Raw genomic sequence first — 22,222 nt, 5'->3', positions numbered from 1 at the left:
CATGAATGTCGTTGATCTGGCAAAATTTGATCGCTATATTTGAAATCAGATTTCGCATAGTGAAATTTAGCGATAAAAAAGCACTCGCACTTGCCCCGAAAAAGAACAGGAGAACAGGGATGAAAGTGACCTTTGAAGAGTTAAAAGCGGCGTTCAATCGGGTTCTGCTCGATCGCGGCGTGAAGGCGGAAACCGCAGACGCCTGCGCCGAGATGTTTGCCCGCACCACGGAATCCGGCGTTTATTCGCACGGCGTTAACCGTTTTCCGCGTTTCATTCAGCAGCTTGATGCAGGCGATATCGTTCCCGACGCTCAGCCAAAACGGGTGACAACGCTGGGTGCCATCGAACAGTGGGATGCCCAGCGCTCCATCGGCAACCTGACGGCGAAAAAGATGATGGATCGCGCCACCGAGCTGGCGTCCGACCACGGCATTGGTCTGGTGGCACTGCGTAACGCGAACCACTGGATGCGCGGCGGCAGCTACGGCTGGCAGGCGGCGGAGAAGGGCTACATCGGCATTTGCTGGACCAACTCGATTGCCGTGATGCCCGCGTGGGGATCAAAAGAGTGCTGCATCGGCACCAACCCGCTGATCGTGGCTATTCCCTCTAACCCGATCACCATGGTCGACATGTCGATGTCAATGTTCTCCTACGGCATGCTGGAGGTGAACCGCCTTGCCGGGCGCGAGCTGCCGGTCGATGGCGGCTTTGACGACGAGGGCAATCTCACCCGGGAGCCAGGCGTGATCGAGAAAAACCGCCGTATTCTGCCGATGGGCTACTGGAAAGGGTCCGGCTTATCCATCGTGCTCGACATGATCGCCACCCTGCTCTCCAACGGATCCTCCGTCGCGGAAGTGACCCAGGACAACAGCGACGAGTATGGCGTGTCGCAGATCTTTATCGCCATCGAGGTCGATCGCCTGATCGACGGCCCAACCCGCGATGCCAAGCTGCAGCGCATTATGGACTTCATCACCACCGCACAGCGGTCTGATGAAAACGTTGCCGTCCGCCTTCCGGGGCATGAATTCACGCGCCTTCTGGAAGAGAACCGCCGCGACGGCATCACCATCGACGACAGCGTGTGGATGAAAATCCAGTCTCTGTAAGGAGTGGGCCATGATATTCGGACATATTTCCCAGCCCAATCCGTGCCGCCTGCCGCGGGCGATTGAAAAAGCTCTTAATTTTCTGCGCACGACGGATTTCACCACCCTGGCGCAAGGCGTAGTAGAAATTGAAGGTCGCAACATTTTTGCTCAGGTTCTCGACCTGACGACAAAGGAACCGCACGAGAACCGCCCGGAAGTGCACCGCCGCTATCTGGATATTCAGTTTTTGGCATGGGGTGAAGAGAAAATCGGTATCGCTATTGATACCGGCAATAATGAAATAAGCGAATCATCCCTGGAACAGCGCGATATTATTTTTTATCACGACTGTGAAAATGAATCCTTTATCGAAATGATACCCGGCAGCTATGCCCTATTTTTCCCGCAGGATGTACACCGTCCTGCCTGTATTAAAAACAAGGAAGCCGCAATTCGTAAAATTGTGGTGAAAGTGGCCGTCAGCGAATTAGATTAATTTACTGATAAATACAGGAACGCGAAATGTCCAACACCAGTTTTATTATTGGTGCGTACCCCTGCGCACCCTCGTTTCACCAGAAAGGGGAACAAGAAGAACAAACCTTCTGGCGGGAACTTTCCGACACGCCCAACATTCGCGGGCTGGAACAACCCTGCCTTGAACATCTCCATCCTTATGGGGATGAATGGCTGTTCTGCCATACGCCGGGTGAATGGCAAATCGTGGTGACCGCCGTGATGGAAACCATGCGCCGCCGCGGTATCAACAGCGCATTTGGCCTGGCGTCAGCCGACGAAACGCAGCGTAAAGCATGTGTAGACTTTTACCGGCATCTGCACCAGAAAGTTAACGCCGTGAACGCCCGTTATCCGGGCAAAGTGATAGCCCTGGAGATGCAGGCAGCCCCGCAGGCGGGCAATGCTTCCATCGAGCAGGCAACCGAGGCGTTTTCACGTTCGATCCGGGAAATCGCGAGCTGGGACTGGGACTGCGATCTGGTGCTGGAACACTGCGATGCCATGACCGGCCCCGCACCACGTAAAGGCTTCCTGCCCTTAGCGCAGGTGCTGGAGGTGGTGAAGGAGACGGATATCAGCGTCTGCATCAACTGGGCGCGTTCGGCCATCGAAGGCCGTAACACTACCCTTCCGCTTGACCATGTTCAGGCCGCGCTCAGTGCCGGAAAGCTGGGTGCACTGATTTTTTCGGGCACGACCACCCGCGGGGAGTACGGAGAATGGCAGGATCTGCACGCGCCGTTTTCCTCATTCTGCACCGACAGTTTGATGACAACTGAACACGCGAAATCACTCTTTACTGCGGCGAGCGCCGCAACGTTGAAATTCTCCGGTATTAAATTACTGGAAATAAATGCTAATGCTGACGTCAGCCATCGCATCGCTATTTTGCGCGACGGCATTAGCGAAATGAATAAAGCAACGCAATAACAATAAAAATATCCCTATTCCGGTTACATTGACTGAGACAGTAAATATGAACACTTACTCGAATACTCTACAAGCGGACATTCCGCGCCAGCGCTGGCTAAGAATCATTCCTCCTATTCTTATCGCCTGCATCATTTCGTATATGGATCGCGTAAATATCGCCTTTGCCATGCCCGGCGGGATGGATGAAGAGCTGGGTATTACCGCCACTATGGCGGGCCTGGCAGGTGGGATCTTCTTTATCGGCTATCTGTTCCTGCAGGTTCCCGGCGGCAAGATTGCCGTCCACGGCAGCGGCAAGAAGTTTATCGGCTGGTCGCTGGTTGCCTGGGCGGTGATCTCTGTGCTCACGGGCCTGGTGACGAATCAGTATCAGCTGCTGGTGCTGCGCTTCTTACTCGGCGTGGCGGAGGGCGGGATGCTGCCCGTTGTGCTCACCATGATCAGCAACTGGTTCCCGGACGCCGAGCGCGGTCGCGCCAACGCAATTGTGATCATGTTCGTGCCCATCGCCGGGATCGTCACCGCCCCGCTGTCAGGCTGGATCATCACCGCGCTCGACTGGCGCTGGCTGTTCATCATTGAAGGTTTAATGTCCGTCGTTGTGCTGGTGCTGTGGGCGTTCACCGTGTACGACCGGCCGCAGGAAGCGCGCTGGATTTCAGAGGCGGAGAAAAACTATCTGGTGCAAACGCTGGCGGCTGAACAGCAGGCCATCGCTGGCAAAGAGGTGAAAAACGCGTCACTCGGCGCAGTGCTTTCCGACAAAACCATGTGGCAGCTGATCGCGCTGAACTTCTTTTACCAGACCGGGATTTACGGCTACACGCTCTGGCTGCCGACCATCCTGAAAGAGCTGACGCACACCAGCATCGGTCAGGTGGGTATGCTCGCCATCCTGCCTTACATCGGGGCCATTGCGGGGATGTTCCTGTTCTCCACGCTCTCTGACCGCACCGGCAAGCGCAAGCTGTTTGTCTCCCTGCCGCTGATTGGCTTTGCGCTCTGCATGTTCCTCTCCGTGGCGCTGAAAGAGAGTACCTGGCTGGCCTATGCCGCACTGGTGGGCTGCGGTTTCTTCCTGCAATCCGCCGCGGGCGTGTTCTGGACGATCCCAGCAAGACTGTTTAGCGCAGAGATGGCGGGCGGCGCGCGCGGCGTGATCAACGCCCTGGGCAACCTCGGTGGCTTCTGCGGCCCTTATGCGGTTGGGGTGCTGATCACCCTGTACAGCAAAGATGCGGGCGTCTACTGCCTGGCCGTTTCACTCGCGCTGGCGTCGCTGCTGGCCCTGCTGTTACCGGCGAAATGCGATGCCGGCGCAGAGCCTAATCCCACGGTGAATCCGCACAAGCGTGCGGCCTGATGCCCTCACCTAACCCACTAAAACAAACCGTAGGCCGGGTAAGCGAAGCGCCACCCGGCAATTAAGTGAGAAGAAGATGAGTGAAAAAGAGCCCTTCTGGCTGGGTATCGATTGTGGCGGTACTTATCTGAAAGCCGGTTTATACAACAGCCAGGGCAAAGAAGTCAGTATCGAACGCCGCTCCGTTGCCACGCTCAGCCCGCGAGCGGGCTACGCCGAGCGGGATATGCATGAGTTGTGGCAGCACTGCCACGCCACCGTCGCCACGCTGCTCAAGAATGCAGGCGTAAACGGCAACCAGATCAAAGGTGTCGGCATTTCCGCCCAGGGTAAGGGGCTGTTTCTGCTCGATAAACAGGACCAACCGCTGGGTAACGCCATACTCTCCTCCGATCGCCGTGCGCTGGAGATTGTGCAGCGCTGGCAGCAGGATGGCATTCCCGAAAAACTCTACCCGCATACGCGCCAGACGCTGTGGACCGGGCACCCGGCCTCGCTTCTGCGCTGGGTCAAAGAGAATGAGCCGCAGCGCTATCAGCAGATTGGTAGCGTAATGATGGCGCACGACTATCTGCGCTGGTGCCTGACCGGCGTGAAGGGCTGCGAAGAGAGCAACATCTCCGAGTCCAATCTCTACAACATGAATACCGGGAAATACGACCCACAGCTTACGCGCTGGCTCGGTATCAGCGAGATTGACGGCGCCCTGCCGCCGATTGTCGGTTCAGCAGAAATCTGCGGGGAAATCACCGCTCAGGCAGCCGCCCTTACCGGTCTCGCGGCGGGCACGCCCGTCGTGGGTGGACTGTTTGATGTGGTTTCCACCGCGCTCTGCGCCGGACTGCAGGACGAGCACACGCTGAACGCCGTGATGGGCACCTGGGCCGTCACCAGCGGTATCGCCAGTACGCTTCGCGACAGCGAACCCTTCCCGTACGTCTATGGCCGCTACGTCCACCCGCAGCAGTATATCGTTCACGAAGCCAGCCCCACCTCGTCCGGCAACCTTGAGTGGCTCACCGCACAGTGGGGCGACATGTCGTTTAGCGAGATCAACCACGCCGTCGCCAGCCTGCCGAAAGCCGAAAGCGATGTGTACTTCCTGCCGTTCCTCTACGGCAGCAACGCCGGGCTGGAGATGACCAGCGGCTTCTACGGGATGCAGGCGCTACACACCCGCGCGCACCTGCTACAGGCGGTTTATGAGGGCGTGGTGTTCTGCCACATGACCCACCTCAACCGCATGCTTGAGCGCTTTACTCAGGTGCAGGCGCTGCGCGTGACGGGTGGCCCGACCCATTCGGACGTGTGGATGCAAATGCTCGCGGACGTCAGCGGGCTGGCGATTGAGCTGCCGCAGGTGGAAGAGACAGGCTGCTCCGGCGCGGCGCTGGCGGCGATGGTGGGTACCGGTGTGTTCACCGACTTCCACTCAGCGCAGCGTGCACTCAAACATGACATCCGGGTCATCGAGCCCGACATGCGCGCCCATGCGGCCTATCAGCGCAAGTATCACCGCTATCAGCTACTGATTTCAGCACTACAGGGCTATCACGCCCGAGTTAAGGAGAACAACCTATGAGCCGACCATTACTGCAGCTGGCGCTCGACCATACCTCTCTTCAGGCCGCGCAGCGTGACGTCGCGACGCTTGCCGATCACGTTGATATCGTCGAAGCGGGCACCATTTTGTGCCTGACCGAAGGGCTAAACGCCGTGCGCGCCCTGCGCGAGCAGTGCCCGGATAAAATCATCGTTGCGGACTGGAAAGTGGCCGACGCCGGAGAAACGCTGGCAGAACAGGCGTTTGGCGCGGGCGCGAACTGGATGACCATCATCTGCGCCGCCCCGCTGGCCACCGTTGAGCGAGGCCACGAGGTGGCCCTGCGCCGCGGGGGAGAAATCCAGATGGAGCTCTTTGGCAACTGGACGCTGGACGACGCGCGCGCGTGGCATCGCGTCGGCGTGAAGCAGGCAATCTACCACCGCGGGCGCGACGCGCAGGCGAGCGGTCAGCAGTGGGGCGAAGCGGATCTCGCGAAAATGAAAGCGCTCTCCGACATCGGTTTACAGCTTTCGATTACCGGCGGCATCACCCCGGCCGATCTGCCGCTGTTTAAGCAGATCAACGTTAAAGCCTTTATTGCCGGGCGCGCGCTGGCAGGCGCGGCTAATCCGCCGCAGGTGGCACAGGCATTCCATTCGCACATTCGCGACATCTGGGGAGCGTAACCATGCGTCAGCATCCGTTAGGGATTTACGAAAAAGCGCTGCCAAAAGATCTCTCCTGGCCCGAGCGGCTGGTACTGGCGAAAAGCTGCGGGTTCGATTTTGTCGAGATGTCTGTCGATGAAACCGACGAGCGATTATCGCGCCTCGACTGGCGCACCGCGCAGCGTGCCTCTCTGGTTGAAGCGATGCTGGAAACCGGGGTGTCTATCCCGTCCATGTGCCTGTCTGCCCACCGTCGCTTCCCGTTTGGCAGCCGCGATGAAACCGTGCGCGAACGCGCCCGCGAGATCATGACCAAAGCCATCAGGCTGGCGCGTGACTTAGGCATTCGCACCATCCAGCTTGCGGGTTATGACGTGTACTACGAAGAGCACGACGAAGGCACGCAGCAGCGCTTTGCCGAAGGGCTGGCGTGGGCGGTAGAGCAGGCCGCCGCCGCGCAGGTGATGCTGGCGGTAGAGATCATGGATACCGCGTTTATGAACTCCATCAGCAAATGGAAAAAGTGGGATGACATGCTCGCCTCGCCGTGGTTCAGCGTTTATCCGGACGTTGGCAACCTGAGCGCGTGGGGCAACGACGTCACCGCCGAGCTGACGCTGGGCATTGACCGCATTGCGGCTATTCACCTGAAAGACACCCAGCCCGTCACCGCGCAAAGCCCCGGACAGTTCCGCGACGTGCCGTTTGGCGAAGGCTGCGTCGATTTTGTCGGCGTGTTTAACACGCTGAATCAGCTGAACTATCGCGGCGCGTTTCTGATTGAGATGTGGACTGAAAAAGCAAAAGAGCCGGTGCTGGAGATTATCCAGGCGCGCCGCTGGATTGAAGCCCGTATGCAGGAAGGAGGCATGACATGCTAGACGAACTTAAAGCCGAGGTACTGGCGGCTAACCTGGCGCTGCCCGCCCACCAGCTGGTGACGTTCACATGGGGCAACGTCAGCGCGGTGGATCGCGAAAGCGGCCTGATGGTGATCAAGCCGTCCGGCGTGGAGTACGACGTGATGACGGCGGAGGATATGGTGGTGGTGAATATCGCTACCGGCGAAGTGGTCGAGGGAAATAAAAAACCCTCTTCAGACACGCCCACCCATCTTGCGCTGTACCGTCGTTATCCGGAGATTGGCGGCATCGTGCATACCCACTCCCGCCACGCTACCATCTGGTCGCAGGCGGGCCAGGATTTACCGGCGTGGGGCACAACGCACGCAGACTATTTCTACGGGGCGATCCCCTGCACGCGACGGATGACCACGGCTGAAATCGCGGGCGAGTACGAATACCAGACGGGTGAAGTGATCATCAAAACCTTCGAGGAGCGCGATCTCAGCCCGATGCAGATCCCGGCGGTGCTGGTCCACTCCCACGGCCCGTTCGCCTGGGGTAAAGACGCGGCCGATGCGGTCCACAATGCCGTCGTGCTGGAAGAGTGCGCGTACATGGGCCTGTTCTCACGCCAGCTTGCGCCGCAGCTTCCGGTTATGCAGCAGGAGCTGCTCGACAAGCATTATCTGCGCAAGCACGGGGCAAATGCCTATTACGGCCAGTGATCAGCCGGAATTGATATGCTCTTTACAGTACCGCCGTTTCCAGACGGCGGGTGTTAGTCCGGTATGCTTCGAAAAGATTTGCCGGAAATAGCCCACGTCATTAAAGCCGCAGCGGGTTGCCACTTCGGTAAGCGAGGCAGAACCATCCAGCAACAGCTTTTCCGCCGCCCTGACGCGCTGGCGATGTATCGCCTCCGTCAGGGTTAAATGGAACGTCCGGCGAAACACACGTCCGAGATAATCGGCATTGCAGTGCAACGCTTTTGCCAGCTGCGAGGTAGAAAGCGGTAAATGAAACTGCGTGCGAATAAGCTGTTTCGCCTTCCACGCCATTGCCGCACCGGCTTCATCAGCATTATCTTCATATCCTGATGAAATGGAAATTTGCTGCAAAATCAGTAATAAAATGATTTCCAGCGCCACGCTTCGCCGTAATTTCTCCTGCTCGCTCAGGAACTGGCGAAAAAGAGAAATCACATACTGTGCATCCCTCACGCGGCAGTGTTGTTCTATTGCCAGATTGGGCAACCGGGGCGGGTGATGCTCAACCTCAAAATGCAGCCAGTAAAATTTAAGATCGGCCGGAAAGTCGCCCACGCCCACATGGCGTCGGTCTGGCCAAAGCAGCAAACTCTCTCCTGCTTTTACCTCAAATAACGTGCTTTCTTCCTGGATCGTTAATGTCCCTTTTTCGACAAAAATAATCTCCCACGACGTTAATTTTCGCGCAGGGTGACGGCCCACGCCCCGGGAGATAAATAACCCGCCATTTTGGACCTTAATCGGAAGCGCTATGGATAATTCAAGCATGGATATTCACCATTCCGCTTTTATTGCCGTTGATATTCAACTTACGCTTTGATTATTAATCAATATTCGAATAACTGTCCGATCGGAATCACATTTTTATCATCAGGTCGGAATCGTCATCTTTTTATACTTTTCCCTTCCCTTGTTGGCCTTTCCGTTCGGTGCAGAATAAATGTGTACCTTGCACAAATACGATAATAAATTCGATTACCGAGGAGTTACTTCATGACTTCCACACCGATTACAGAATCAGACGTGACACCAGGGGCAACAGATAGCCACTTGTCCGTCCGCGAAAAAATTGGCTACGGCCTGGGCGATGCGGGCGGTACGGTGATTACCTGCCTGATCATGAATTTTCTGACCTTTTTCTATACTGATGTCTTTGGCCTGACCCCTGCGCTCGTGGGCACGCTGTTTATTGCCTTACGCGTATTTGACGCCATTTCCGATCCGGTAATGGGCATTATTGCCGACCGCACGCAAAGCCGCTGGGGGCGCTTTCGTCCGTGGCAGCTGTGGGTCGCCTTCCCGATCGGCATTATCGGCGTGCTGACCTTCACCGTTCCGGAAGCCAGCATGGGCGTGAAAATCGCCTGGGCATTTGGGACCTATCTGCTGTTGTCCGTCGGCTATACCGCCATCAACGTTCCCTACTGTGCGCTGATTAACACCATGACCACCCGCCACAACGAGGTGATCTCCTGCCAGTCCTGGCGCTTCGTGCTGTGCGGCGTGGCGGGCTTTTTGGTCTCCGTGGGCCTGCCATGGCTGGTCGCTGAATTAGGCCAGGGAGATGCCGCGAAAGGTTATCAGCTAGGCGTCGGCGTCCTGTGTGCCATCGCCGTGGTAATGTTCCTGTGCTGCTTCTTCTGGGTACGCGAGCGTGTTCCGCTGGCGCTGATGGGGAAATTTACCCTGCGCGAGCATCTGGCCGGTCTGCGTAAAAACGATCAGCTGCTGCTGATGCTGGTGATGTCATTTCTGCTGATCAACGTCTTCAACATTCGCGGCGGCGGGTATATGTACTTCATCACATACGTGCTGCAGGGCAGTACCGCCTATACCTCGCTGTTTTTCACCATGGTGACTTTTGCCGCCATTCTGGGGGCGGTCATCGTCAGCCCGCTGTCGCGCCGTATTGATACCGTCAAACTCTACTACTACACCAACCTGGTGCTTGCCGCGCTCGCGGTGGGAATGTGGTTCCTGCCTGGCGGCCCGGCGCACCAGACGTTGTGGCTAATCGTCATTTTGAGCAACGGCGTCATTCTCGGGTTTACCCTGCCGCTGCACTTCTCGCTGATGGCGTTTGCCGACGACTATGGCGAGTGGAAAACCGGCGTGCGCTCTTCAGGGATGAACTTCGCCTTCAACCTGTTTTTCATCAAGCTCGCGTGGGCGTCCAGCGCCGGGATCATCAGCCTGGTGTTTATCGCCGTGGCCTACCAGCCCGGTGCGGGCAACCAGACGCCTGCTTCGCTGCAGGGCATCACCGCCATGGAGACGCTGCTCCCCGCCCTTTTCCATCTGCTGCTGGCCGTCTCTATCCGCTGGTGCAGACTCAACAACCCTATGATGTCGCGCATTGCTACCGACCTGCGCCAGCGTCACGTACCCTCCTGAGGAGAACACGATGTCCATAATGGAAGCCAATCTGCATAAACTGAAAATTAACGACCCGTTTCTCGGGCAGTATCAACGGCTGGTGCGTGAGGTGGTGATCCCCTACCAGTGGGATGCGCTAAACGACCGCGTGACGGAAGCCGAAGCCAGCCACGCCATCACCAACTTCCGCATTGCGGCCGGTCTGGAGCAGGGTGAATTCTACGGCATGGTATTTCAGGACAGCGACGTGGCGAAATGGCTCGAAGCCGTGGCGTGGTCGCTGTGTCAGAAGCCGGATGCTGAACTGGAGAAAACCGCCGACGAGGTGATTGAGCTGGTCGCGGCGGCGCAGTGTGACGATGGCTATCTCAACACCTACTTTACGGTAAAAGCACCCAACGAGCGCTGGACCAATCTGGCCGAGTGTCACGAGCTGTACTGTGCCGGACATATGATAGAAGCGGGCGTGGCGTTTTTTCAGGGAACAGGGAAACGCCGCCTGCTGGATGTGGTCTGCAGGCTGGCGGACCATATCGACAGCGTGTTTGGCCCCGGTGAAAACCAGCTGCACGGTTATCCCGGGCATCCGGAAATCGAGCTGGCGCTGATGCGGCTTTACGACGTCACGCAGGAACCACGTTACCTCAATCTGGTGAAATATTTTATTGAGGAGCGCGGCGCGCAGCCTCACTTCTACGATATCGAATACGAGAAGCGCGGCAGAACGTCCTACTGGAACACCTATGGCCCAGCCTGGATGGTCAAGGACAAAGCCTACAGCCAGGCGCATCAGCCGCTTGCTGAACAACAAACGGCTATCGGCCACGCGGTGCGTTTTGTCTACCTGATGGCGGGCATGGCGCATCTGGCGCGCCTGAGTCATGACGAGAGCAAACGCCAGGACTGCCTGCGGCTGTGGAAAAATATGGCGCAGCGCCAGCTGTACATTACCGGTGGAATCGGCTCGCAAAGCAGCGGCGAGGCGTTCAGCAGCGATTACGATCTGCCCAACGATACGGTCTATGCCGAAAGCTGCGCCTCTATCGGTCTGATGATGTTTGCCCGCAGGATGCTGGAGATGGAGGCCGACGGCCACTACGCCGACGTGATGGAGCGCGCGCTATACAACACGGTGCTGGGCGGCATGGCGTTGGACGGAAAACATTTCTTCTATGTGAACCCGCTGGAAGTGCACCCGAAAACGCTGGCGTTCAACCATATCTACGATCACGTGAAACCCGTCCGCCAGCGCTGGTTTGGCTGCGCCTGCTGCCCGCCGAATATCGCCCGCGTGCTGACGTCACTGGGGCACTACATTTATACCGTCCGCCAGGATGCACTTTTTATTAACCTCTACGTGGGCAACGATGTCGCCATACCGGTTGGCGACGAAACCCTGGCGCTGCGAATCAGCGGTAACTATCCGTGGCATGAACAGGTCAAAATCGACATTACCTCGCCTGTTCCCGTCACGCATACGCTCGCCCTGCGGCTGCCGGACTGGTGTACCGCGCCTGACGTTTCATTAAATGGAGAAGCGGTAACGGGCGAGATCTCCCGTGGATACCTTTATCTCACCCGCAGCTGGCAGGAGGGTGACGTCATTACGCTAAGGTTACCTATGCCGGTTCGCCGGGTGTATGGCAACCCACAGGTCCGCCAGCAGGCGGGAAAAGTCGCCCTGCAGCGCGGCCCGCTGGTCTACTGCCTGGAAGAGGCCGATAACGGTGCCAATCTTCATCACCTTTCTCTGCCTGAAAACAGCGAGTTCAGAGTCTTCGAAGGGAAAGGAATTTTCGCGCACAAGATGCTGATACAGGCAGAGGGTATTGGGTGTCAGGTGAAGGACACGGATGCGCTGTGGCAGTACGATCGCTCGCCGGTACAACGTCAGCCCCGCACGCTGACCTTTATTCCCTGGTTTAGCTGGGCGAACCGGGGAGAAGGGGAAATGAGGATCTGGGTGGATGAGGCATAATTAACTGCGGTTAGCTGCCCGGTGGCGCTGCGCTTACCGGGCCTACGATGTGCCCCCATGCCCTATGTAGGCCGGGTAAGGCGGAGCCGCCACCCGGCTTTACCGCATCAGAAACGCCAGGTCAGGCCGGTCATCAGCGCGAAGCTGTCGTCGCGGTCAATCATCGGACTGTTCTTCACGTCGTCAGGCAGCACGGTATAGACCGCGCTGGCATTCAGGTAGAGGTTCTGGGTTAACTGATATTTTGCCGCCAGGCCAACGTATGGCGTCCAGCTGTCGCCCGCGGTGTATTCATCCAGACCTGAGCGGCGAGACTCGCTGCCGGACACGCCGTAGTAGTAGTCGTTATAGCTTTCATCGCTGTAGAAAATGCCCACAGAAGGCGTCAGCGTCAGGCGTTCCATGCGGATGGGGCGGAAGTAAGAAATTTCACCCACCACGCCGCCGCTTTCATCCATCGCGTCACCGGAAACGGCAAATTTCAGGGAGCCCCATTTTTCATGGCGGTAGTACGCGCCGCCGAGGAATGCCGAAGCTTTACGCTCGTCGAGGTGCTTCATCTGATGATCGTCATTGTCATCCGGGTCGAAATGCAGCGGCATCCAGGATGCGGTCAGACTGAATTCATTCTTACCGTCTTTCCACAGGATCCATCCTCCCGTGGTCTGACGCACATAGAAGTTATCGCCTTCGTAGCTAATTAACGGTACAGCGGTGGTATTTTCGTTATACCCTTTGTAAGGCGACTCGTTAAATACCGCCCCCGCCCCTAGTGAAAATTCGCCAGCCATTGCCGATGATGCTGAAAATAATGCGGCAGCGATGAGTAAATTATATTTAACAGTCATTCTATGCAATCCATTTAAACGCCGAACAAGCGAGGCGCATAATAATGGTTACAAATTTGCCAAAGCAACGCTGCCGTTTATATAATACTATATATAAAATCATATAGATGGGCGTGCATGATGAATAGCTTGCAGTTGAAACCACGTGAATTAAAAATTATTTCCGTCGTCGCCGCCACCCACAGTATTGGCGATGCCGCTGCCCTGCTGGGGATGGCGCAGGCCAATGTCAGTAAATATTTGTCCGATTTTGAAACCCGCGTTGGGCTCAAGGTGTTTGAACGTACCACTCGCCAGCTGGCGCTGACGCAATTTGGTGAGGCGCTGCTGCCTTATGTGAATGCCACACTGGATAAAAATAGCCAACTCATTAATTTTATTGCCGACTATAAACATGAAAAACGCGGCAAAGTGACGATTTACGCCCCGACAGGTATCGTGACCTATCTGGCGCGTCATGTGATCCATAAGATAGAAGAGATTGGTGATATTCGCCTGTCGTTAAAAACCTATAACCTCGACCGGAACGAGTTTTCCGACGGTGTGACGTTTCCAGACGATTGCGACATTCTCATTACCTACGCCCAGCCAAAAGATGAAAACCTGGTCGCCAGCGTGCTGACAAAATATTCCGTCACCGCATTTGCCAGCAAAGAGTATTTAACTAAACACCCCATTAAAGGGCCGGAAGATTTAATAAATCATTCGTGTATATTAATAGACTCGATGTTAGTTGATGATGCCAACATCTGGCGCTTCCGCGTACACGGCAGTGAGGAGGCTCAGGATTATAAAGTGACCGGAAATTATATTTGCGATAATACGCAGACGGCGCTTGAACTGGCTCGAAATAATCTTGGTATTGTCTTCGCGCCAAAAGAAAGTCTAAAAAAAGAACTGACTCATGGCATGCTGGTCCCCTGCTTCCCACATCAGGAAGAGTGGTGGCTGGATCTGACAGCAATATTCCGCAAGCGCGAATATCAACCCTGGCGCGTGCAATATGTTCTGGACGGCGTACTGAACTGCCTGCGTCAGCAAATCAATCAGGCCGTCCAGGGACGGCCTGAGTTAGGCACCTAAAACAGGCCCAGCGGTTTATCGGAATAGCTGACCAGCAGACATTTTGTCTGCTGGTAATGTTCCAGCATCATTTTGTGGGTTTCTCGCCCAATACCCGACTGCTTGTAACCGCCAAATGCCGCATGCGCCGGATAGGCGTGATAGCAGTTGGTCCAAACGCGTCCGGCCTGAATACCGCGCCCCATTTTGTAAGCCAGATTTCCGTTGCGGCTCCAGACGCCCGCCCCCAGGCCATACGGCGTATCATTAGCAATCCCCAGCGCCTCCTCCATGGTTTTGAAGGTTGTTACGGCCAGCACAGGTCCGAAAATTTCCTCCTGGAAGACGCGCATGTTGTTTTGACCGGACAGGATTGTCGGTTCAAGGTAGTAACCCTCCTGCAGATCCCCCCCCAGCACCTTGCGGCGGCCACCGGTCAGGATCTCTGCGCCCTCTTTCTTACCTATATCTATGTAATTAAGAATGGTTTCCAGCTGCCCGTGCGACACCTGCGCGCCCATCTGCGTGACGTTATCGAGCGGGTTACCGCTACGAATTGATTCCACGCGACGGATTGCCCGCTCCATAAAGCGCTCATAAATGGACTCCTGCACCAGCGCGCGGCTTGGGCAGGTGCACACTTCCCCCTGGTTGAAGGCAAACAGCGCAAACCCTTCCAGCGCTTTATCAAAGAACGCATCCTCTTCATCCATAACATCAGCGAAGAAGATGTTCGGTGATTTTCCGCCCAGCTCCAGCGTCACCGGGATGATGTTCTGGGTCGCGTACTGCATGATTTGCTGGCCCACTTCCGTCGACCCGGTAAACGCCACCTTAGCGATGCGTTTCGAGGTGGCGAGGTATTCCCCAATCTCACCCCCGGCGCCGTTGACGACGTTAATGACGCCCGGCGGCAGCAGGTCTCCAATCACCTCCATCAACAGCAGCACCGACAGCGGGGTTAAACGCGCCGGTTTGAGCACGATACAGTTCCCGGCCGCCAGCGCGGGTGCCATTTTCCAGCTCGCCATCAGCAGCGGGAAGTTCCACGGGATGATTTGCCCCACCACACCCAGCGGCTCGTGGAAATGGTACGCCACGGTGTCTTTATCAACTTCACTTATTCCCCCCTCCTGAGCACGAATACAGGAGGCAAAATAACGGAAATGGTCAATCGCCAGCGGCACATCTGCCGCCATGGTTTCACGGATCGGTTTGCCGTTGTCCCAGGTTTCAGCCGTGGCTAACAGCTCCAGATTCTGCTCCATCCGGTCGGCGATTTTGAACAACATCGCGGCTCTGTCCTGAACGGAAGTCTGCCCCCATTTATCTTTAGCTCTGTGCGCTGCATCCAGCGCCAGGTCGATATCGCGCTTGCCGGAGCTGGCTATCTCGCACAGCGGCTGGCCAGTGACGGGCGTGAGGTTGGAATAGTATTCACCGTCGACGGGCGCCACCCAGTCGCCGCCAATGAAGTTGTCATAACGGGGCTTCAGCTTGAGGGGAAAACCATACTCGCCAGGCTGGATACGTGATGAGGGAGGATTGTTTGTCATGACCGTCTCCTTGCTGTTGGTGTACAACAAGGGTAGCTCCCGCTGGCGATTTTCTCGCCAACCGGTGACGGGTTTACGAGGCGTATCACGGATTACCGTACTTTACGTTTCGTTTCTGCCGCTGAGCCATACTTAACAGCTCAAGGGCTCATGAGGAACGATGCGATGCAGCTATTTATCGGCTTTGACGTGGGCGGAACCCACATCAAACACGGCGTGATTGATGAAAACGGCAAGGAACTGACGTCCGATGAGTACGATACCCCTGAGGATGCAAACACGTTCAAAGAGAAATGGAAAAACGTTGTAGAGGCGTACCGGAAAGAAAATGACATTGTCGGCATCGGCGTCAGCTTTCCCGGCCATATTAACCACCATACCGGCGAAGCGGCAAAAGCGGGGGCGCTTGAGTATCTTGATGGTGAAAACCTGTGCGAGCTGTTTGCCGGGCTGACCGATCTTCCCGTTACCGTGGAAAATGACGCCAACTGTGCGGCGCTGGGCGAACGCTGGCAGGGCGCAGGTAAGGACTACGAACATTTCGTCTGCATCACCATCGGCACGGGCATTGGCGGCGGGATTGTGATGGAAGGCGATCTCTATCGCGGGTCGCATTACCGTGCGGGTGAATTTGGCGTACTGCCCGTAGGGGACAAGGGCGAACCGATGCATGAGGTGGCCTCTGCCAGCGGCCTGATGAAAGCCTGCAGCCGCGCGCTGGCGCTGTCGGAAGACGAAATGCCCCACGGGGAAGAGCTGTTTAAACGTATGGAAAGTGATGTGCATCTGCGCGAAGCCATTGAAGCCTGGGCGCATTTTCTGTCGCGCGGCGTTTACAGCGTGATCTCGATGTTCGATCCTCAGGCAGTGCTGATTGGCGGCGGGATAAGCGAGCAGGAGAAAATTTATCTCCTGCTCGATAAGTACCTACAGCGATTCGAGGAGTGGGAGGCCCTCAAGGTGCCCATTCTGCCCTGTGAACTGGGTAACCAGGCAGGACGATTGGGCGCGGTTTGGCTGGCCAAGCAGAAGCGTGCTCGTCATGCGTAACGCTTAAGGGAACAGCTGCGCGTCGCGAAGCAGATGGTCATTACCCCGGCGGCGCGTAAACCCAATACGGTTGAAATATTCCAGGATCTGAATCGCCAGCTTGCGGCCGACGTTCAGCTGGTCACGGAAATCTGCCGCACAGGTTGATCCACGGGCCCGATCCAACTCGCGGATCAGATTCGCGAACGCCACGATCCGATCGTTACGGTAATAGCGATCTTTGACGATCGCCACAATCAGCCCCTGCTGTGCGGCATGACGCAATACCTGCCGCATCACCTGCTCGTCGGTATGGGTTTCACGCGCGAGATCGCGAACCCACCAGGGTTCATCGCCAAACAGCGGTGCCGTTTTTTGCCAGACGGCCTCTTGCTCGGCGGTAAAACCAGCCTTGTGATCCGGCAAATGCAGCCAGCCGTGATGGCTTTTAATCACCCCGCTTTCCCGCATGTTTTCAATCAGCAGCAGCACCAGCGCATCGTCTTCCATCGGCAATGCCATGCGTCGCAGACGTTCACGCCCCGGACCGGGTTCATCCTGATGCTGTTCATGGTAGATAGCGAGCGTACTCAGTATCTTGCGCTGCCAGTGCGCGGCAACCGGCGCGTTCAGCATGTTGTTACCGGCCTGAATAAAGCCAGGCTCCTGGGTTAACTGGCGCAACCCTTCAGCGCTCAGCTGGCGCGCCCAGGCAAAATCAGCAAGATTCACCGCACCACGCTCCAGATGGACCCGCAGTGCGGCCTTATCATCGCTGGCCTGCGCCAGTGCCGCCAGCCACTGCAGGTACTCTGGCTTACGCTTGCCACGACGCGGTGGATTGAGCGTCACCACGCGCGCCCCGGCCAACGTCTCCCGCGCCGAAATATCGCGCAGCACCAGGCGGTCGTTATCCGCAAGCCAGAGCGGCGCATCGAATACCAGCTCGGCGAGATCGCTTTCCAGCAATGATACGCGCCCGGTGATATGGCTGGCCGCATGGTGCATATGCAGCGGCTGCCATTGGGTCAGCGGCGCATGGGTCTGGAGAGAAACAATGACCCGTGCGGAAGGCTCCGGCGGGGCGTCAGCCAGCAGCCAGTCACCACGGCTGATGGCATCTTTTTCAGCATCCCCGGCGATGTTCAGCGCGATACGCTGCCCGGCATGGGCATGCTCAGTGGGTTGATTTTGCGCATGTAACCCACGCACGCGCATCGGTTTATTCACTCCCGTCAGCCAGAGCGTATCACCTACCTTCACTTCACCGCTCAGCGCGGTGCCGGTCACCACCAGCCCCGCCCCTTTTACGGTAAAGGCCCGGTCAATGGCCAGACGAAAGCGGTGATAGCTGGCATGTTCGCGTGACGTAAGCCGCTGCAAACGATCGCGAAGTTCGTCAATACCGCGCCCTTCTGTCGCCACGGTGACAAACAGCGGCGCATCAGCAAAACCGTATTCACGCAGGGTCGCCTGTACTTCATCGCGCACCTCATTCAGGCGCGCCTCATCCACGCGATCGGCTTTCGTGAGTGCGACGGTTAACTGCGGGTTGCCCGTCAGCTGCAGGATCGCAAGATGTTCACGCGTTTGCGCCATCACGCCGTCATCGCAGGCGACCACCAGCAGGGCATGGTCAATCCCCCCCACCCCTGCGAGCATGTTGGAAAGAAATTTTTCATGTCCCGGTACATCAATGAAGCCCAGCACGCGGCCATCGGGCTGCGGCCAGTAGGCATACCCCAGATCGATGGTCATGCCGCGCTTTTTCTCTTCCGGCAGGCGATCGGCGTTAATGCCGGTAATGGCCTGCAGCAGCGTGGTTTTTCCGTGGTCGACGTGACCGGCGGTGGCAATAATCATTTCAACAGCATCTCCAGAAATCGCGCTTCATCTTCAAGACAGCGTAAATCCAGCCACATTCGGCCATCGTAAATACGGCCAATCACGGGCGTCGGCAGCGCACGCCAGCGCGACGACAGCGCCTCAAGTTGGCTACCGCGTCCATCACGCGGCGTGAAGGTCAGCGCTTCGCTCGGCAGCCTGTCTACCGGCAGCGATCCGCTGCCAATCTGCGACTGACAGGGCTCAATGCGCACGGCAAAATCAGGGTAATGCGGCGCAACCTGCGGCAACAGTAATTCAGCCTGCGCGCGAATCGAGGCGGCGTCACGGCCCAGTAGGCGCAGCGTAGGCAGGCGTTCGGCCAGCCTCTCCGGGTGCAGGTAGAGCCGCAGGGTCGCTTCCAGCGCGGCGAGCGTCATTTTATCGGCGCGTAAGGCGCGCTTCAGCGGATGCTGCTGCAGCTGTGCGATAAGCTCGCGCTTGCCGACGATAATCCCCGCCTGCGGCCCGCCCAGCAGTTTGTCGCCGGAGAAGCTCACCAGGCTCACGCCAGCGGCAATCATCTGCTGCGGCATGGGCTCTTTTGGCAGACCGTACTGGCTTAAATCCACCAGCGAACCGCTGCCGAGATCGGCAATCACCGGAACATTCAGCTCGCGACCCATCGACGCCAGTTCCGCTTCATCAACGGCTTTGGTAAAGCCTTCTATATGGTAATTGCTGGTGTGGACCTTCATCAGCAGCGCGGTATTTTCATTCACTGCCGCGCGGTAGTCTTTCGCATGCGTGCGGTTGGTCGTGCCGACTTCATGCAGCGTACAGCCCGCCTGGCGCATCACGTCCGGAATGCGAAACGCTCCGCCAATCTCGACCAGCTCGCCGCGGGAAACCACCACCTCTTTGCCGCTGGCGGTCGCCGCCAGCATCAGCAGTACCGCTGCCGCGTTGTTATTTACAATGCAGGCATCTTCCGCCCCGGTCAGCTGGCATAGCAGCTCCGCCAGCGCCCGGTCGCGGTGACCGCGCCCAGCGCCGTCCAGATCGTACTCCAGCGTCACCGGCGAGCGCATAGCCTGCACCACCGCCGCGACCGCCTCTTCAGCCTGCTGCGCGCGCCCCAGGTTGGTATGCAGCACGGTCCCCGTCAGGTTGATGACCGGCCGTAACGCGCTTTGCGTGTTCTCTGCCAGCCTTCTCTGCGCTTCCTCTCCCCACTGCTCACACCAGGCGGGCAGCGCATTTTCAGCCTGAATATGGCGTCGGGCTTCGTCCTGAAGCTGGCGCAGCATGTCGACCGTTGCGGTATGACCGAACTGTTCCAGAGCGGTTTGAATGCACGATTCGCGAAGCAGACGATCGGTGGCAGGAATTTGGCTGTAGAGGGAATGATGAGTAGTCATAATGCGCCCGGCGAGTAAATATCTTCCCCCCTCCCGACGGGAGAGGGAGTTAACATGTTGCGGGATTGTACCGCCTCCTGGCGGGAAGTGTTATATCCCGCGTCAAGCCTTTGGCGGTTCGGTACGGGCAAAGCTCTCGCGCTGACAAAGCGTTTCCGTGAGCTTAACCAGCAACGGACGGTTGACGCACCATCCCGGGGAAACGTGGCGGAAGTTGAGATAACCAATGGCACAAACGATGGCAATGGTCGCCAGATCCAAACTATCGGTTTGAATTTTTCCTTCCCGGATGAGCTGCTCGCACATGTCCAGGCTGCGGTTGATTTTTTCACGCTGGCGCAGCAGCTCCGTTTCCGACTGCTGGGCGGCTGGCCGAGCCTGCTCGCGCACGGAGGTTAACGCCGCATCCATGATGCCATCCGCCAGCGCTTCGATTTGCTTCATGGCCAGTGCCGATTTTGGATCGGCCGGCAGCATGGCTGGCGCAACGCCGAGTTGTTCGACGTATTCCGCAATTATCGGCGAATCAAACCAGCATTCCCCCTCATCGGTCACCAGCGCAGGGACTTTGCCCAACGGGTTGTACTGCGCAACGCCAGTGTCGGCGCTGTAGGGCTGCTCATTGACGAATTCAAATTCAATCCCTTTCTCCAGCAGGAGAATCGAGATTTTACGCACGAAGGGACTGGTATAGCTGCCGATGAGTTTCATTGCCTGCTCCTGAATGCTCACAAAGAGGTCAGTATGGATCAAGCAGCGAAAAAAGGCAGGTATGCATATCGCATTCCTGCCTTGGGGGAGATTAGTGATCGAGGTAGAGGTAGTGCATCCAGCTGGTCATACGTAATAAAACCTTACGCATCACCGAGACGTGGGCGAAGTGGTCGGAATAGACCGCCACCTGGGCATAGATACCGTCAGGCAGCGCATCGACGTCGGCGTTTGGCTCCAGTTCAATAAGCGCCTGCACGCCATCGGTACCCGGCACGACCGTCAGCGCCTGCAGCGCACCCTGCGCCTGATACGTCCCTCCCGGCACCACGGGCAGGACGCTGGTGAGTTTACCGGTGAACACCTGGCCCGGCAGTGCGTTAAACACCACTTCCGCTTCGTCGCCCGGTTTCAAACGCAGTAACGAGTTCTGGCGGAACTGCGCCACGATTTGGCGTTTCTGTTCAGGAATGAAGACCATTACCGGACGCAGCGGCAGCGCGGCGGCATAGGTACCCGGACGGATCAGCACCTGGGTGATATACCCATTGCTTGGTGCGCGTACCACGGTCTGATCGAGGTTATAGGTGGCTTCAGCCAGCTGCGCGCGCAGGGAAGCAATCTGCGACTGTTCGCCATTCACCATGCTGTCCAACTGGCTTTGAATCTGCGTTTGTTCGGCAACGGAGCCTTTCACCATCGCATCCTGGGCCAGGTAGTTCTGACGCGCGTTGTCGATATCGCTTTCAGAGAACGGATTCACCTTCGCCTGGCTGCCTTTCAGGTAGCGCTGATAATCTTTAAACAGACGATCGCGTTCGGCGGACACGCGTGTCGTATTCGCCACGGCCTCCGACAGCTGCGCCTTCAGATTGTCGATATTGTGCGTGGCGGTCACCAGGTCTGCCTTCAGCCTGTCGACACGCGCCTGATAGCGGCCCGGATCCAGTTTAAATAACACTTCGCCTTTTTTAATAAGCTGGTTATTTTTATCGGTCACTTCCGTGACTATTCCCGTCACCTGCGGCGTGATCGGAATGGAAATAACCGCCTTTTGCGCCGTAAAGGTATACGGGTGGTTATAGTTCATTAATAAGATAAGGCCCGCGACAATAAATACCCCACCCAGGGTTGCGGTGGCGAGCGTCCACTGGTTGACCGGAATACGAAATATTTTAAAGATGGCCCATGCAAAGGCCACATAGGTCAGAATAATCAACAAATCCATGATCAGCGCTCCAGCGTATTTTTATCGGCAGCGGGCTGCACTGCGGCCAGTTTTTGCTCGAGTTCGGCTACGCGTTGGGTCAGAGCATCCATACCCGGCACCTCATCCGGTTTTGAGATATGGTTCTGCATACCCCAGCCACGATCTTCCCGATACAACGTGGCCCATATCCATAAAAACGGCCAGATGGCATGGAGCGTAAACAGGCTTATCCACCCCGCCGTATGGATAGCATCGGCATGGGGATGGTTACGTTTTTTCGCCATATTATAAGGGATGTCATGAATAGCGATGATTCCGTAAAACAGAACCAGGAACACAAAAATCAATACACCCAGCGCAAAATAGTTGAGAAACATATTCTCCTCACTTAAACAACGTCAACTCATTAAATTAATAAAACAGTGCGCGACCTAATTAGTTTATTTTTAAACAAAAGAGCAAAGCT

General features: G+C 56.9%; 20 protein-coding genes. 12 read left to right on the top strand and 8 right to left on the bottom strand.

What is annotated here, in order from left to right:
* Positions 1-119: 119 nt before the first annotated feature.
* From yiaK to araD, 8 genes are all read left to right on the top strand, one after another.
* A complete protein-coding gene (yiaK, locus tag KK102_RS21515) occupies positions 120-1,118 on the top strand; it encodes a 3-dehydro-L-gulonate 2-dehydrogenase (RefSeq protein ID WP_126546184.1) in 999 nt (332 codons plus the stop codon).
* Between the two features lie 10 nt (positions 1,119-1,128).
* On the top strand, positions 1,129-1,596 hold the full coding sequence (locus tag KK102_RS21510; protein ID WP_216358401.1) for a YhcH/YjgK/YiaL family protein: 468 nt from the start codon (positions 1,129-1,131) through the stop codon (positions 1,594-1,596).
* 26 nt (positions 1,597-1,622) lie between these two features.
* Positions 1,623-2,549: a DUF4862 family protein gene (locus KK102_RS21505; RefSeq protein ID WP_216358400.1), complete on the top strand. Its 927-nt coding sequence runs from the start codon at positions 1,623-1,625 to the stop codon at positions 2,547-2,549.
* A 46-nt stretch (positions 2,550-2,595) separates the two neighbouring features.
* Positions 2,596-3,915, top strand: coding sequence for an MFS transporter (locus tag KK102_RS21500; protein ID WP_126546181.1), 1,320 nt, complete (start codon positions 2,596-2,598; stop codon positions 3,913-3,915).
* Positions 3,916-3,991: 76 nt separating this feature from the next.
* Positions 3,992-5,497: an FGGY-family carbohydrate kinase gene (locus KK102_RS21495; RefSeq protein ID WP_216358399.1), complete on the top strand. Its 1,506-nt coding sequence runs from the start codon at positions 3,992-3,994 to the stop codon at positions 5,495-5,497.
* Positions 5,494-6,147, top strand: coding sequence for a 3-keto-L-gulonate-6-phosphate decarboxylase UlaD (gene ulaD, locus KK102_RS21490; RefSeq protein WP_126546179.1), 654 nt, complete (start codon positions 5,494-5,496; stop codon positions 6,145-6,147). Before KK102_RS21495 ends, ulaD begins: the two co-directional genes overlap by 4 nt.
* Positions 6,148-6,149: 2 nt before the next feature.
* On the top strand, positions 6,150-7,010 hold the full coding sequence (locus tag KK102_RS21485) for an L-ribulose-5-phosphate 3-epimerase (protein ID WP_216358398.1): 861 nt from the start codon (positions 6,150-6,152) through the stop codon (positions 7,008-7,010).
* A complete protein-coding gene (araD, locus tag KK102_RS21480; protein ID WP_216358397.1) occupies positions 7,004-7,699 on the top strand; it encodes an L-ribulose-5-phosphate 4-epimerase in 696 nt (231 codons plus the stop codon). The genes KK102_RS21485 and araD overlap by 7 nt, the downstream gene beginning before the upstream one ends.
* On the opposite strand, the gene KK102_RS21475 is transcribed toward araD, so the two are convergent.
* The gene (locus KK102_RS21475) at positions 7,700-8,509 is read right to left on the bottom strand and encodes an AraC family transcriptional regulator (protein ID WP_061716198.1); all 810 of its coding nucleotides are present in this window, start codon (positions 8,507-8,509) and stop codon (positions 7,700-7,702) included.
* 225 nt (positions 8,510-8,734) lie between these two features.
* Between KK102_RS21475 and KK102_RS21470 the strand changes: the two genes are divergently transcribed.
* Together KK102_RS21470 and KK102_RS21465 are read left to right on the top strand one after the other, a co-directional pair.
* On the top strand, positions 8,735-10,135 hold the full coding sequence (locus KK102_RS21470) for an MFS transporter (protein ID WP_216358396.1): 1,401 nt from the start codon (positions 8,735-8,737) through the stop codon (positions 10,133-10,135).
* Between the two features lie 10 nt (positions 10,136-10,145).
* Positions 10,146-12,095 carry a glycoside hydrolase family 127 protein gene (locus KK102_RS21465; protein ID WP_216358395.1) on the top strand — a complete coding sequence of 650 codons (1,950 nt, stop codon included), beginning with the start codon at positions 10,146-10,148 and terminating at the stop codon, positions 12,093-12,095.
* 107 nt (positions 12,096-12,202) lie between these two features.
* Here KK102_RS21465 and KK102_RS21460 read toward each other — a convergent pair whose 3' ends face one another.
* On the bottom strand, positions 12,203-12,943 hold the full coding sequence (locus KK102_RS21460) for a MipA/OmpV family protein (RefSeq protein WP_216358394.1): 741 nt from the start codon (positions 12,941-12,943) through the stop codon (positions 12,203-12,205).
* A 117-nt stretch (positions 12,944-13,060) separates the two neighbouring features.
* Here KK102_RS21460 and KK102_RS21455 point away from each other — a divergent pair, with 117 nt between their 5' ends.
* Positions 13,061-14,026: a LysR family transcriptional regulator gene (locus KK102_RS21455; RefSeq protein ID WP_216358393.1), complete on the top strand. Its 966-nt coding sequence runs from the start codon at positions 13,061-13,063 to the stop codon at positions 14,024-14,026.
* Here KK102_RS21455 and exaC read toward each other — a convergent pair.
* Positions 14,023-15,561: an acetaldehyde dehydrogenase ExaC gene (gene exaC / locus KK102_RS21450; RefSeq protein WP_216358392.1), complete on the bottom strand. Its 1,539-nt coding sequence runs from the start codon at positions 15,559-15,561 to the stop codon at positions 14,023-14,025. The two genes, KK102_RS21455 and exaC, sit on opposite strands and share 4 nt — an antisense overlap.
* Before the next feature lie 165 nt (positions 15,562-15,726).
* Between exaC and KK102_RS21445 the strand changes: the two genes are divergently transcribed.
* Complete coding sequence (locus KK102_RS21445) at positions 15,727-16,611, top strand: ROK family protein (RefSeq protein WP_126546171.1); 885 nt, start codon at positions 15,727-15,729, stop codon at positions 16,609-16,611.
* 3 nt (positions 16,612-16,614) lie between these two features.
* Here KK102_RS21445 and selB read toward each other — a convergent pair whose 3' ends face one another.
* The 5 genes from selB to KK102_RS21420 form a co-directional block, all read right to left on the bottom strand.
* On the bottom strand, positions 16,615-18,453 hold the full coding sequence (selB, locus tag KK102_RS21440) for a selenocysteine-specific translation elongation factor (protein ID WP_216358391.1): 1,839 nt from the start codon (positions 18,451-18,453) through the stop codon (positions 16,615-16,617).
* Positions 18,450-19,835 carry an L-seryl-tRNA(Sec) selenium transferase gene (selA, locus tag KK102_RS21435; protein ID WP_216358390.1) on the bottom strand — a complete coding sequence of 462 codons (1,386 nt, stop codon included), beginning with the start codon at positions 19,833-19,835 and terminating at the stop codon, positions 18,450-18,452. The genes selB and selA overlap by 4 nt, the downstream gene beginning before the upstream one ends.
* 102 nt (positions 19,836-19,937) lie before the next feature.
* On the bottom strand, positions 19,938-20,546 hold the full coding sequence (locus tag KK102_RS21430; protein ID WP_216358389.1) for a glutathione S-transferase: 609 nt from the start codon (positions 20,544-20,546) through the stop codon (positions 19,938-19,940).
* Positions 20,547-20,637: 91 nt separating this feature from the next.
* Entirely contained in the window at positions 20,638-21,774 is a 1,137-nt protein-coding gene (locus KK102_RS21425) for an HlyD family secretion protein (RefSeq protein ID WP_089599703.1), read from the bottom strand.
* A 2-nt stretch (positions 21,775-21,776) separates the two neighbouring features.
* Entirely contained in the window at positions 21,777-22,133 is a 357-nt protein-coding gene (locus tag KK102_RS21420) for a DUF3302 domain-containing protein (RefSeq protein WP_010436687.1), read from the bottom strand.
* Positions 22,134-22,222 lie beyond the last annotated feature (89 nt).

This window comes from Enterobacter quasimori, from assembly GCF_018597345.1.
GTDB classification, from domain to species: Bacteria; Pseudomonadota; Gammaproteobacteria; order Enterobacterales; family Enterobacteriaceae; genus Enterobacter; species Enterobacter mori.
The sequence above is the reverse complement of the archived record's forward strand: the minus strand, read 5'-3'. Positions and strand labels throughout refer to the sequence as shown.